At 65.9% G+C, this 13002-nt stretch carries 14 protein-coding genes; 6 read left to right on the forward strand and 8 right to left on the reverse strand.

Annotation, left to right across the window (positions count from 1 at the left end; all coding sequences use genetic code 11):
• Window positions 1-276: a YciI family protein gene (locus G6N57_RS26030; RefSeq protein WP_077743832.1), complete on the forward strand. Its 276-nt coding sequence runs from the start codon at window positions 1-3 to the stop codon at window positions 274-276.
• 163 nt (window positions 277-439) lie between these two features.
• Window positions 440-1492: an NAD(P)-dependent alcohol dehydrogenase gene (locus tag G6N57_RS26035; RefSeq protein WP_077743831.1), complete on the forward strand. Its 1053-nt coding sequence runs from the start codon at window positions 440-442 to the stop codon at window positions 1490-1492.
• On the opposite strand, the gene G6N57_RS26040 is transcribed toward G6N57_RS26035, so the two are convergent.
• Window positions 1489-1845, reverse strand: coding sequence for a DUF3349 domain-containing protein (locus tag G6N57_RS26040; RefSeq protein ID WP_036439499.1), 357 nt, complete (start codon window positions 1843-1845; stop codon window positions 1489-1491). The genes G6N57_RS26035 and G6N57_RS26040 overlap by 4 nt on opposite strands.
• A gap of 144 nt (window positions 1846-1989) precedes the next feature.
• Between G6N57_RS26040 and G6N57_RS26045 the strand changes: the two genes are divergently transcribed.
• Entirely contained in the window at window positions 1990-3441 is a 1452-nt protein-coding gene (locus G6N57_RS26045) for an LLM class flavin-dependent oxidoreductase (RefSeq protein WP_077743830.1), read from the forward strand.
• A gap of 75 nt (window positions 3442-3516) precedes the next feature.
• Here the strand turns inward: G6N57_RS26045 and G6N57_RS26050 are convergent, their stop codons facing one another.
• Window positions 3517-4893 (reverse strand): alpha/beta hydrolase, encoded by a 1377-nt coding sequence (locus tag G6N57_RS26050; RefSeq protein ID WP_077743829.1) that lies wholly within the window; start codon window positions 4891-4893, stop codon window positions 3517-3519.
• A gap of 125 nt (window positions 4894-5018) precedes the next feature.
• Here G6N57_RS26050 and G6N57_RS26055 point away from each other — a divergent pair, with 125 nt between their 5' ends.
• Window positions 5019-5561: a hypothetical protein gene (locus G6N57_RS26055; protein WP_234815674.1), complete on the forward strand. Its 543-nt coding sequence runs from the start codon at window positions 5019-5021 to the stop codon at window positions 5559-5561.
• Here G6N57_RS26055 and nrdF read toward each other — a convergent pair whose 3' ends face one another.
• From nrdF to G6N57_RS26070, 3 genes are all read right to left on the reverse strand, one after another.
• Window positions 5562-6524 (reverse strand): class 1b ribonucleoside-diphosphate reductase subunit beta, encoded by a 963-nt coding sequence (gene nrdF, locus G6N57_RS26060; protein ID WP_077743905.1) that lies wholly within the window; start codon window positions 6522-6524, stop codon window positions 5562-5564.
• Between the two features lie 75 nt (window positions 6525-6599).
• The gene (locus G6N57_RS26065; protein WP_077743828.1) at window positions 6600-8141 is read right to left on the reverse strand and encodes a flavin-containing monooxygenase; all 1542 of its coding nucleotides are present in this window, start codon (window positions 8139-8141) and stop codon (window positions 6600-6602) included.
• A gap of 80 nt (window positions 8142-8221) precedes the next feature.
• The gene (locus tag G6N57_RS26070; protein WP_077743827.1) at window positions 8222-8962 is read right to left on the reverse strand and encodes a TetR/AcrR family transcriptional regulator; all 741 of its coding nucleotides are present in this window, start codon (window positions 8960-8962) and stop codon (window positions 8222-8224) included.
• A gap of 151 nt (window positions 8963-9113) precedes the next feature.
• Here G6N57_RS26070 and G6N57_RS26075 point away from each other — a divergent pair, with 151 nt between their 5' ends.
• Window positions 9114-10292: an NAD(P)/FAD-dependent oxidoreductase gene (locus tag G6N57_RS26075; protein ID WP_077743826.1), complete on the forward strand. Its 1179-nt coding sequence runs from the start codon at window positions 9114-9116 to the stop codon at window positions 10290-10292.
• Window positions 10293-10376: 84 nt separating this feature from the next.
• Here the strand turns inward: G6N57_RS26075 and G6N57_RS26080 are convergent, their stop codons facing one another.
• Window positions 10377-11213: a GNAT family N-acetyltransferase gene (locus tag G6N57_RS26080; protein WP_077743825.1), complete on the reverse strand. Its 837-nt coding sequence runs from the start codon at window positions 11211-11213 to the stop codon at window positions 10377-10379.
• Window positions 11214-11488: 275 nt separating this feature from the next.
• Between G6N57_RS26080 and G6N57_RS26085 the strand changes: the two genes are divergently transcribed.
• Window positions 11489-11884 (forward strand): hypothetical protein, encoded by a 396-nt coding sequence (locus tag G6N57_RS26085; RefSeq protein WP_077743824.1) that lies wholly within the window; start codon window positions 11489-11491, stop codon window positions 11882-11884.
• A 3-nt stretch (window positions 11885-11887) separates the two neighbouring features.
• Here the strand turns inward: G6N57_RS26085 and G6N57_RS26090 are convergent, their stop codons facing one another.
• Both G6N57_RS26090 and G6N57_RS26095 read right to left on the reverse strand, forming a co-directional pair.
• A complete protein-coding gene (locus G6N57_RS26090; protein WP_077743823.1) occupies window positions 11888-12241 on the reverse strand; it encodes a cupin domain-containing protein in 354 nt (117 codons plus the stop codon).
• A gap of 41 nt (window positions 12242-12282) precedes the next feature.
• On the reverse strand, window positions 12283-12996 hold the full coding sequence (locus G6N57_RS26095) for a LysR family substrate-binding domain-containing protein (RefSeq protein ID WP_077743822.1): 714 nt from the start codon (window positions 12994-12996) through the stop codon (window positions 12283-12285).
• Window positions 12997-13002: the final 6 nt, after the last annotated feature.

Genomic DNA, 13002 nt, shown 5'->3' on the forward strand with positions numbered 1-13002 from the left:
ATGTTCCACGTCCTCACCACGACTTACCTGCAGCCCATCGACGTCGTCGACCAGACCCGCCCCGCCCACGTCGCGTGGCTCAAGGAGGAAGTGGCCGCCGGCCGCATCCTGCTGGCCGGGCGTCTGGAATCGGCCACCGGTGCGGTTCTCATCACCGGCGACCTCACCGATGAGGAAGTCGAGGACGTCATCGCCCGGGATCCTTACACCTTGGAAGGGCTGATCCGCTGCGAACGCACGTCCTTCAACGGATCGGTCCGCGCACCCGGATTGTGAGCCCCTCCCGGCACGAATCCGGGAGATATGTCACACCGGGCCGCGGGATTACCTTTGCGGCCTCCGTCGTTGCACGCCCTGGACTGCCTCTTTCAGGCAGCAGTCAGTTAACCGGACTAATCTTTTCCGTGTTACGCACAGACGACGAACAAAGAGGGCTTTGATGAGCACTGTTTATGCCTATGCCGCCAACTCGGCGACCGAACCGCTGACCAAGACCACCATCACCCGCCGCGAGGTAGGGCCGCACGACGTGGCCTTCGACATCCACTTCGCCGGCATCTGCCACTCCGACATCCATACCGTGAAGGGCGAGTGGGGCACCCCCAACTACCCGGTGGTGGCCGGTCATGAGATCGCCGGCGTGGTCACCGCGGTGGGCTCGGAGGTCACCAAGTACAAGGTCGGCGACCACGTCGGGGTCGGCTGTTTCATCGACTCCTGTCGGGAGTGCGACAACTGCAAGGCCGGTCTGCAGCAGTACTGCACCGGCGATTACGGCATGCACGGCACCTACAACTCCACCGAACGAGACGGCTCCCCCACCTACGGCGGCTACAGCGGGGCCATCGTCGTCGACGAGAACTACGTGCTGCGCATCCCCGACAGCATCCCGCTGGACGCGGCCGCTCCCCTGCTGTGCGCCGGCATCACCCTGTTCTCCCCGCTGCGGCACTGGAACGCCGGACCCGACAAGAAGGTCGCCGTCATCGGGCTCGGTGGCCTGGGTCACATGGGCGTGAAGCTCGCGCACGCGATGGGCGCACACGTCACCGTGCTGTCGCAGTCGCTGAAGAAGATGGAAGACGGGCTGCGACTGGGCGCTGACGAGTACTACGCAACCAGCGACCCGGACACCTTCCGTAAGCTGCGCGGCAAGTTCGACCTGATTCTCAACACCGTGTCGGCCAACCTCGACCTGGGCGCTTACCTGGGCCTGCTGGCCGTCGACGGCACCCTGGTGGAGCTGGGCATGCCCGAGCACGCGATGGAGGTTCCGCCGTTCCCGCTGGCCGGCATGCGCCGCAGCCTGTCCGGTTCGATGATCGGCGGCATCCCGGAGACCCAGGAGATGCTCGACTTCTGCGCCGAGCACAAGGTGACCCCCGAGATCGAGGTCATTCAGCCCGACTACATCAACGAGGCCTACGAGCGCGTCCTCGCCAGTGATGTGCGGTACCGCTTCGTGATCGACACCGCCTCGCTACGCGGCTAGTCGGAATCAGAGGATTCGCCGGGGCCGGCGTCGTCCACCAGGTCGACGCCGGCCAACGGCCAACCCGCCGCCGCCAGTTTGGCCGCCACCCGCGCGATGTTCTCCGGACCGGCGTCGTGATCGGTGACATCGGCGATGAATTCCGCGATGTCGTCGCGATCGATCGGATCGTCGATGTCGGCCGGCGCCGAGGCTTCGGCGATATTGCGCACCACCTCGGCCACCTGCTCCTCGGTGAGCGGCGTGGCCCGCAGCAGCGCAAGCAGCGGCACGCGATCGGTGCCCGGCACCCCTTCCGGGTACCCGGCGCGCAGCCAGTTCAGGACCGAGATCAGCAGCGACTTTGTCGACACCCGGCTAAGTTTCGCGGCTGCCCGGCAAACCCACCACTGGACGCGCCGACAGTTGGGCGGCCATTCATTCGTGGTTCATTGCCAAAACAATCCCACTGAGCGCAACCGGTGACCTCCGGGAGACAGCCGGGCATCTTCGGCGCAGTGACCCGCGTGATCCGTTTCAACGCCTTCGACATGAACTGCGTCGCCCACCAGTCGCCCGGCCTGTGGCGCCATCCAGAAGACCAGTCCTGGCGATACAAAGACATCACCTACTGGACCGAACTGGCGAAGTTATTGGAACGCGGACGTTTTGACGGCCTGTTCATCGCCGATGTCCTGGGCACCTACGACGTCTACGGCGCCAGCGACGAGGCGGCGATCCGCCAGGCCGCGCAGATCCCGGTCGGCGACCCGATGCTGCTGGTGTCGGCGATGGCACTGGTGACCGAGAATCTCGGGTTCGGAATCACCACGGGTACCGGGTTCGAGCATCCGTATCCGTTCGCCCGGCGGATGTCCACGCTGGACCATCTGACCAACGGCCGGGTCGGCTGGAACGTCGTGACCGGCTATCTTCCTGCGGCGGCACGCAATATGGGCCAGACCGACCAGCCGGCGCACGACGCGCGCTACGACCATGCCGACGAGTACCTCGAGGTGCTCTACAAGTTGTGGGAGGGCTCCTGGGAGGACGACGCGGTGGTGCGCGATGCCGAACGCGGAGTCTTCACCGACCCGGCCAAGGTGCACCACATCGGTCATTCCGGCGCCCATTTCAGTGTTCCTGGCGTACATCTGGCCGAACCGTCGCCCCAGCGCACGCCGGTCATCTACCAGGCCGGTTCCTCGCCGCGCGGAGTGCGCTTCGCCGCGGAGAACGCCGAGGCGATCTTCACCGCCGCACCCACCAAAGCACTTCTGCGCGAGACTGTTTCCACGATTCGCGCCGAACTCGAGTTGGCGGGCCGGGATCCGTACTCGGCCAAGATCTTCAACCTCACCACCATCATCACCGGCGAGACCGACGAGGAAGCCCATGCCAGGCATGCCGAGTACCTGGCGTACGGCGATCCCGAGGGTGCCCTCGTGTTCATGTCCGGTTGGATGGGCGTGGACCTGGCCCGCTACGGGCTCGACGAGCCGATCGGCAATGTCGATTCCAACGCGATCCTGTCCGCGGTCAAGGCGTTTCAGTCCGCCTCGGACAAGGGCGGCGAGTGGAACGTGCGCGATATCGCCGAGTGGGGCGAGATCGGCGGCATGGGGCCGCGCATCGTCGGGTCCGGCGTGCACGTCGCCGACACCCTGCAGGAGTGGGTGGAGGAGACCGACGTCGACGGCTTCAACCTGGCCTACGCGATCACACCGGGCTCGTTCGCGGAATTCATCGACCATGTCGTGCCCGTGCTCACCGAACGCGGCGCCTACCAGTCGGAATACGCACCGGGGACCCTGCGCAACAAGCTTCTCGGCAACGGCGACCGCCTGGCCGATGAGCATCGCGGTGCCAGTTACCGTGTGGGCGGGCCGAAGTCGACGATCATCGAGCGTCCGTCGACGCGGCCGTCCTCGTCGGCGTCGACGGCCGCTCAGCCCGCGCGGGGCCGGTAGTTTCGGCGAGCAGACACAAAACTGCCCAAAATCCGGTGATTTCAGGCAGTTTTGTGTCTGCTCGCGGGGAAATTCTCAGCGCGGGGCGGCCTGGACGTTGGTGGGCTGCGGCCCCAATGTCGATGGCGGCAGTTCGGTCGGTGGCACGCCCGGGGTGTTCAGCTGACCGGCAAGCCACGGTAGTGCGGCGCCAAAAGCGTTGGCGGCGAATGCCCAGTCGTGGCGGCCGGGAGCGGTCTGCACCGAGCACGTGATGTTGTCGGCGCGGGCCGCATTGCACAACGTGCTCGCGGCGACGTCCTGGGCTTCAGGATTCGCCGTGGCGTCGCGCGTGGTGCCTCGTTGCGAGATCGGCACCTCGAACCATGCCGTGACATCGGAGTACGGGCCGTGCCGCCGCATGACGGTGACGGGATCGTAGGCCGCCCAGGCGTCGGCGTCCCCGCCGAAGAGCCGGTTGATGGTCTGTTTCTTGTCCCCGGTGTTGGGGCGCAGGTCCCCGGCGATGTCGAGGAACGACCGGAACATGTCCGGGTGCATCAGGGTCAGGTCCACTGCGCAGGTGCCGCCCATCGACCAACCGGCGATGCCCCATCCGTCGCGATCGGGACGCACCCCGAAGTTCGAGATCAGGTACGGGACAACATCCTTGGTCAGGTGGTCGGCGGCGTTGCCCCGCGCACCGTTGACACACTCGGTGTCGTTGGCGAATGAGCCGGTGGCGTCGACGAACACGAATACCGGGGCATTGCCGCCGTGTGCCGACGCGAACCCGTCGAGGATGCCCAGCACATTGCCTGCGCGCAGCCAATCGGCCGGGGTGTTCAGTTGTGAGCCGATCATCATCACGGCCGGCAGTTGCGGCGGCGGAGTGCTGGCGAACCACGCCGGCGGGAGATAGACGAGTTCACCGCGGTGGATGAAACCCGACGCCGCCGAATCGATGGTCACCGGGACCAGGACACCGCTGGGCGGCCGGAAGTGGGCCAGCTGCATCTTGGTCACCGTCAACCGGTCCGTCTGCCCCGGAAGGGGACTGGAGGTGAGCTGCTTCCACATGCCGTCCACCGTCGGGAAATATCCGACCCACATGTTCAGGGTCAGCGCACAGGCCAGCCCGCACACCCCGATCGCCGCCACCGACGCAGTACGCCGCCACCATTGGGCACTCACCCAGCCCAGCAACGCCACACCGACGGCCAGCACGCTCAACGCGATCCAGACCCACAGCTCGACCGGCCCGGCGTTTCCGGCCACCCCGATCGAGTCGATGTACCAGTAGGTCAGGCCCGCCAGCACCGCAGCCGCCGCCACCAGCGCCGGCAGGATCCGAAGCCGCCAGCGTTGCGTGCGCCATCCCACGGCGGCTCCCAGCAGCAGTGCCGCGATCAGCTGCACGACGACGGGGAACCAGCCGTGGATCAGCGAGATCTGCGCAATGAGCTGGTACATCAGCTCATTTCATATCAACGCCAACTGTCAGCCGGCTGGAGGGATGCTGAGTGACCGAACTACCTACTGTCCTCGGGGCCGCACATATACGCGCGTGTCCGATTGCGACGCTCTAAGGTGACGTGATGCAGAAGATGGTGCTGGTGGCCCTGGTCAGCGCAGCGATCGGCACTGGTTTTGGTGTCCCCGGCGTGGCGGCAGCGGACCCGCCGCCACCTCCGCCCCCACCGCCACTCAATCTCAACGCGCTTGCGCCGGTGAAGCCGTCCGACTTCGCGATGCAGAACGGCGAGTACTACGCATTTGCCGTGCCGGGCGATATCGCATGCGCCATCAGTCGCAGATCGGGCAATTACGGTTGCAGCGGCCCGCTGCCCGCGGCACCGGATGGGGCCAACGCGGTGACGGGCGGACAACGGGGGTTGCCGACGTTCCTCAGCGACAACCGGCCGCTGTTCGTCTTCGACGGGCTGCCGAACCGGCTGCTGCCGGGCTCACGCATCAGCTACCGCGATGTGACATGTGGGACGGACGGCACGGTGACGGTGTGCAGCAATTCCTTTGACGGGGCGGGGTTCGTCCTCAGCCCGGGCGGCAGCCATGCTCTCGATGTGAACAATCCCCTGCTGCTCAACACCGGCGAGGGGCGCAACCCCTACGCCAACTAGCTAGAAGTCCCAGTCCTCGTCTTCGGTGACGACGGCCTTGCCGATGACGTACGAGGAACCCGAGCCCGAGAAGAAGTCGTGGTTCTCGTCGGCGTTCGGCGAGAGCGCGGACAGGATCGCCGGGTTCACGTCGGTCTCGTCCTTGGGGAACAGCGCCTCGTAGCCGAGGTTCATCAGCGCCTTGTTGGCGTTGTAGCGCAGGAACTTCTTGACGTCCTCGGTCAGGCCGACCTCGTCGTAGAGGTCCTGGGTGTACTCGACCTCGTTGTCGTAGAGCTCGAAGAGCAGCTCGTAGGTGTAATCCTTGAGCTCCGTGCGCTTTGCCTCGTCGACCAGGGCCAGCCCGCGCTGGTACTTGTAGCCGATGTAGTAGCCGTGCACGGCCTCGTCGCGGATGATCAGCCGGATCATGTCGGCGGTGTTGGTCAGCTTGGCCCGGCTGCTCCAGTACATCGGCAGGTAGAAGCCCGAGTAGAACAGGAAGCTCTCCAGCAGCGTGGAGGCCACCTTGCGCTTGAGCGGCTCGTCACCCTTGTAGTACTGCATGACGATCTCGGCCTTGCGCTGCAGGTTCGGGTTCTCCTCCGACCAGCGGAACGCGTCGTCGATCTCGGCCGTCGAGCACAGCGTGGAGAAGATGTTGGAGTAGCTGCGGGCGTGCACCGACTCCATGAAGGCGATGTTGGTGTAGACAGCCTCCTCGTGCGGGGTGAGCGCATCGGGGATCAGGCTGACGGCGCCGACGGTGCCCTGGATGGTGTCCAGCAGCGTCAGGCCGGTGAACACCCGCATGGTGAGCTGCTTCTCGTGCGCGGTCAACGTGCCCCACGACGGGATGTCGTTGGACACCGGCACCTTCTCCGGCAACCAGAAGTTGCCGGTGAGCCGATCCCAGACCTCGGCGTCCTTCTCATCCTGGAGGCGGTTCCAGTTGATCGCTGAGACACGGTCGATCAGCTTCATGCCTTCGCTCACCAGAACCCCATTTCACCAGGTTGTTTTGTTTGCCGGACAGCACCTACGACACTACCCCTGGGGCTAAGCCCCCGCGGGGACCCCAGCATCTAGTGTTTTCGTGTCGCGTCCGGCGTGGATGAAATCGAACTCCGCCGGATCCAGCTTGCGCGTTGCCAGCCAGTACTGCCAGGTCATGCCGCTCCACAGGGTCCGGTTGACGCCGTGGGCGTCCATGTACCAGCTCCGGCAACCTCCGGTGTTGAACACCGTGTGCGCCAGGTCGTGCTGCAACTCGGTGTTGAATTCCGCCTGGGCGCGGGGGCTGGGCGACAGTGCCTGGGCACCGGCCTTGTCGACGGCGGCGATGGCCTGGCCGACGTAGCGGATCTGCTGCTCGATCATGAACACCACGGAGTTGTGCCCCAGTGCGGTGTTGGGCCCGAGCAGGAAGAACAGGTTGGGCATGCCCGACACGGCGATGCCGCGGTGGGCGGCCATCCCCTCGCGGTTCCAGCGGTCGACGAGATCCTCGCCGCCGGCGCCCTTGATGTCGACGTAGGTGTAGGAGTCGGTGACGTGGAAGCCGGTGGCGAACACCACGACGTCGACCGGATGCTCGACACCGTCGGCGGTGACGATGCCCGTGGGCGTCATCCGGGCGATGGACTCGGTGATCACCTGGGTCTTGGGGTTGGCGATCCCGCGGTAATAAGTGTCGGAGTTGAGGATTCGCTTGCACCCGGCGCGGTAGCGCGGGGTGAGTTTGCGACGAAGCTCGGGGTCCTTGACGCTGCGGTTGATGTTGTAGCGCCCCATCGCCTCGCCGATCTTGAGCAGCCACGGCTGCTGCGTCATCGCGAAGCCGACGCCCTCGTGGATCCAGTAGATGGCCGCGCGCATCGCCGCTCGGGTTCCGGGCACATAGCTGAACACGCGCCGAATCCATTGCGGGAACTTGTTGTTCACCCGCGGCATGACCCACGGCGGGGTGCGCTGGTAGAGGTGGAGCTCGGCGACGTCCTTGACGATCTCGGGCACGATCTGGATCGCGCTGGCACCGGTGCCGATCACTGCGACCCGCTTGCCGGTGAGGTCGACGCTGTGGTCCCACTGCGCGGAATGGAAAGCCGCACCGGTGAATTCCTCACGGCCTTCGATGTCCGGGATCTGCGGGATGTGCAGGCCGCCGGCCCCCGAGACCAGGAACTGCGCGATGAACTCCTGCCCGGTGTCACTGAACACGTGCCAGCGCAGCTCCTGATCGTCCCAGTGCGCGCGGTCCACGTGGGTGTTGAAACGGGTGTTGCGGCGCAGCCCGTATTTGGATGCCACGCCCAACAGGTAGTCCTGGATCTCCGGCTGGAACGACCACATGTGGCTCCAGTCCGCCTTCGGCTCGAAGGAGAACGAGTACATGTGCGACGGGATGTCGCAGGCACAACCCGGGTAGGTGTTGTCGCGCCAGGTTCCGCCGAACTCGTCGGCCTTTTCCAGGATGAGGAAATCGACGCCGCGGCGTTGCAGCTCGATCGCCATACCCATCCCCGAGAACCCGCTGCCGATGATCAAGGCGCGGGTCTGGATTGGTTGCTGACCCTGCGGCGAGGGTTGGGCAGCCGTCATAGCTCAGGTCCTTTTCTGGGAACGGCGGTACCGGATACTTCCCAGTCTCCGGACCTGGGACCCGACTGTCAACGAGTCGGTTAGCTGGCGTGCTGACGCCGCTGGACACCCTCGTGCAGCGGCAGGTCCGGGTCGATCCAGATGCCGAGCAGTTCACAGGTGCCGTTGATGGACCCGACCATGATCGTGGTCAGGTGGTTGACGAACTCCTCGGCCGGCATCCGGCGCGGGCTGTCCTCGTCGGTGCCCAGCCACCAGTCCGTGGCCGACGCACACGCACCGAAGGTGGCGAACGCCGCCAGCTCGATCGCGGCCCCGTCGAGTTCCATCTCGCGCAGTTCGTTGGAGAACATGTCGGCCATCGCCAGGGTGATGCCGCGGCCCTCGTTGAGTGCCCGCATGGTCGATTCGCTCTGCTCGGCGAACCGGCCCTGGATCAGGAACCGCAACACGTTGGGATGTTCGTCGACCAGTCGCACGTACTGTTCGACGCTGCGCCGGATGACTTCCCGGGCCGGGTCGGCACCGAGGTTGATGGCCGGGTAGATCGCCGACCACAGCATGTCGCGCAGCCGCTCACCGATCGCCTGGAACAGATCGGATTTGTCGGCGAAGTGGCGGTAGATCTTGGGCTTGGCCGTACCAGCCTCTTCGGCGATCTCCCGGAGGCTGACCTCGGGCCCCAACCGGTCGATCGCCCGGAACGATGCGTCGACGATTTCCGACCGCACCTTCTTACGGTGCTCACGCCAGCGCTCGCTGCGGGCATCGACCTTGACGCCCGCGCCAGCGCTGGAATGTGATCTCGACGTTCGCCGCACGCGATCACTGTACCCGCCCTGATAGCGCTGACCTGCCCAGACCGCCCCACAACACGCGGTTTTGCCGTTTGACCCGGGCGTTCGCCCGTCAAGCCGCCGACACGTCGCTTGGGTACTATCGCAGCCACAGTCAACCAATGAGACGAGGCTCATGACGCAGCGATACGACCTGGTCATAGCAGGTGGGGGCCCATCCGGGTCAGCCGCGGCGTGGCAGGCCGCTCAGACCGGCGCCAAGGTGTTGGTCCTGGACAAGGCGGAGTTCCCCCGCGACAAGCCATGTGGTGACGGGCTGACCGCCCGTGCCGTGAGCTATCTGCAGAAGATGGGGCTGGCCGACGAGGTCGCCAAGTTCCATCGGGTCAACAACGTGACGGTGTACAGCCCCAGCGAGTGGGAACTGTCCTTCCCGCGCCGTCCCGGGATGCCCGATCACGGCCACACCGTGAGCCGCACCGAGCTGGACACGCTGTTGCTCAAGCACGCCGAGTCGGCGGGAGCCGAGGTGCGCCAGGGCGCCGAGGTCGCCGGACCCGAGTTCGACGCCAAGGGTCGCGTGGTCGGTGTCGTGCTCAAGAGCGGCGAGAAGGTGTTCGGCGACGCCGTCATCGCGGCCGACGGTGCCTACTCCCCCATCAAGCGCGCGCTGAAGATCGACTCGGAGTACAACGGCTACTCGGCCATCGCGATCCGGTCCGAGATGCACGCCAACCGTCCCGACAGCGATGCGTTCGAGATCTACCTCAAGCTGTTGTTCCAGGGCGATCAATTGCCCGGTTACGGCTGGATCTTCCCGATGGGCGGCGGCCGGTTCAACATCGGTCTGGGCTATGTCAACAGCTACAAGAACTGGCAGTCCATCAACGCCACCCAGTTCCTGGGCGACTTCCTGCGGACCCTGCCCGCCGAATGGGAACTGCCGCCGATCGAGGAACTCAAGAAGAACAAGAGCGTGCGGGCGTGGCGATTGCCCATGGGCTTCACGGCCTGGCCGCCGTGGCGTCCGGGCGTGCTGTTCGTCGGCGACTCGCTGGGTGCGGGCAAGCCGGTGTCCGGTGCGGGTATCTCCAAAGCGCTCGAATCCGGTTTGACCGCAGGCGAGTGCGCGATCGCCGCGCTCACCAACGGCGGGCCCGACGACTTCACGAACTACGAGCAGCGGATGCGCGCAGCGTGGGGGCGTGAATACCGGCGCGGCCGCTTCTTCAACAAGCTCGCCGGAATGCCCGCCGTCGCGGGTGCGGGCCTGAAGGCGTTGGACAACCACACCTTCCGTGACCTGCTGCTCAAGTCGTTGTACAAGAAGGCCCAGAGCCCGCAGCACACGTAGCCGTTCGGAGCGCCAAATGTGAAGCCTCTGCGATCTTTTCGCAGAGGCTTCACATTTTGGTCGGGAGTTTGGGAGGCAGCAGCCTCAGGGTGCGGCCAACGTGTACCGGACGTCGTCGGCGATGGCCTCGAAACCGATGCGCCGGTAAACCCGGTTGGACACCGGATTGGCGGTATCGGCGAACAGCACCACCTCGCTCGTCCCCTCGTTGCGCGCGAATTGTGCGGCGGCGGCGGTGACCGCGGCCGCATAACCGTGGCCACGATGTCCGGACGGGGTGTAGACCGGACCGATCCGAGAGACGCCGACGACGGCGGCGCGCACCCGCGCCATGCTGACCGGTTCGCCGTCCACCGTCCACAGCAGGATGCGGTCACCGGATTCGACGATGGAGGTGAGCATTGCCCGACTCGCGTCCAGGTTCGATGACTCTCCGAACGCTTCGACGAAGAACTCATCCAGCCATTGCACGACGGTCTCCGCATCCCCGGGTCCGGCAAGTCGCCATTCACCGGCGACACCGCTGGGGCCGGTCAGATGCCCCAACCGGTAGAGCACATCGCGTGATGACTCACTCGCCCGCACACCCGTGACAGCATGCCATGCCTGTGTGAAAGCCGTTGCCGTCGCCGGTGTTCCGCGCACCCCCGACAGGTCTGCCGTCACCGCGGCGAGCGTCTCGGCCGCCGTCATCGCCGTCCCGGGCGGCAGGCCGTTCACCAACAGCACCGAGTCACGAGTCTGCACCGCCGCGCCCTCGACATCGTTTCCGTTACCGACCGACAGCAGGATTCGCTCGGCGGGCCAGGGCGTGATGTGCAGCGTCGTCAGTTCCAGGGTGAACAGCACCGGATCCGGGCGGTACACGGACCACGCAGCGGCGTCGAAATCGGCCGGCGACTGATACAGATGGGCCTCCATGCTTCAAGCGTGAAGGCTCGTCTCGGCGGTTGCCATTGATTTTTGTGGCCGCACGTTTTGCCCGAACTCATCCGCGCATCAGCTAGCGTTGCGCTGTGCATTCGCCAGGTCGATACTGCGCATCTGTGGCGGCCCTAGCGTCGGTCGCATGTGCCACCGCCTGCGCGCACGTCGTACCCGGGCAACCAGTCGCCACGGGTCACGAAGCAGCGACAAGCACGGCGACGTGGCGTGACCATGTCCTGCCCTCCGACTGCCTACTCAGCGGCGAGCAGATGTCGGCCCTCGCGGGCGTCGCAATCGACAACGGCCTGGACGCCAACATCCAGCACTCCGACGGCACCGTCGGGCACAGCTGCAATTACTACGCCACCGAGGGTGGCGTTCTGTCGTTCACGGCGACGATCAAGGTCCAGTCCCCCACCACCGGGGTCATCACCGAGGAACTCCTCGCGGACATCGGTGAACCGGGCGCCACGGAGGTTCCAGGCATCGGACGACGCATGCTCATCGAACCGCTCACTCGCCCAGGAGATTTCCCGGCGATGCGGATAGCCACCGACAGGTACCTGGCGAATGTGGTGCTCGTGGTCGGCAACATCCCCGGGCCGCCCGATGTCTCAGCGTGGAAGCGGGCTGCGTCGGAAATCCTCGAGGAACTCCCCGACTGATCCTCAGCCCTCCGGATAGAACAGGAACAAGACGCAACCCTCTGCGGATTGCGGCACATGCCACGACCCGGCGGGTGCGTGCAGGAATGTGCCTGCGGCATAGTCGTTGACGCCGTCGTTGAAGACGCCGGAGACCACATAGACCTCTTCGGGACCCGGGTCGTGGAGGTCTTCACCGACCCAGACCGCACCCGGCGCGATGGTTGTGATCGCCGCCTTGGCACCGTTGTCGCCCTTCCAGAGCGGCTGCACGGTGATTCCGGGAAACACCTCGATCGGTTCGACGTCGGCCGTCGCCTTCCATACATATCCGGGCGCGTTGGGACCGAACGATGCAACATCACCGGTAGTTGTCATATGTGCAGGAACCGTGCGCGCCGACTCGCAATTCCCGCGCGTCAGCGTCGACCGCGATCGGTGCGGCCGGGCTTGCGCGCGACTTTCCCAGCGGCCGCGCGGGCGGCCTGCTTCGCGAGGGTCTTCTCCCGCGCTGTGCGTTTCGGGGCCGGCGCGGCCTGCCCCCGGGACGAACTGGCCTTGCGGCCCCGCACGATGCCGATGAACTCTTCGACCAGGTCCGACTGCGGCCCTTCCGGGAAGGCAAGCGCCACAGGGCAGGTCGGTGCGTCGACGATCGGACGGTACGTGAGGTCCTTGCGGTGATACAGCCGCGCCAGCGACTGCGGAACGACGAGCGCGCCCATCCCCGCGGCGACGAGTTCGACCGCGTCCTGGGTGGACTCGGGTCGGTGATCGACCGGGGAGCCCGGAGCGTCCGCCCATACGACGACATTGTCGAGTGGCACCAGGATCGGCTCGCTGTCGAGATCGGCCGCAGTGATCTCATCGACTGCGCTGAGCAGGTGATCAGTCGGGACCACCGCCACGGTCGTCTCCTGGTAGAGAGGAATGACGGCCAGGCCGGACGTGTCGGAAGGCAGCCGCAGCAGCGCCACGTCGACGGTGCCGTCTCTCACGGCGTCCGCCGCGGCGGCCGCGGGAACGGCACTCAACTGCAGCCGCACCCCGGGGTGCCGCTCCGCCCAGATCCGCGCCCACTTCGCGGGCGTCCCGCCGGGGACGTACCCGAGGGTCAGGGACTGCGGGGTCACCGCCTC

This window comes from Mycolicibacterium boenickei (assembly GCF_010731295.1).
In the GTDB taxonomy this organism is placed as follows: Bacteria; Actinomycetota; Actinomycetes; order Mycobacteriales; family Mycobacteriaceae; genus Mycobacterium; species Mycobacterium boenickei.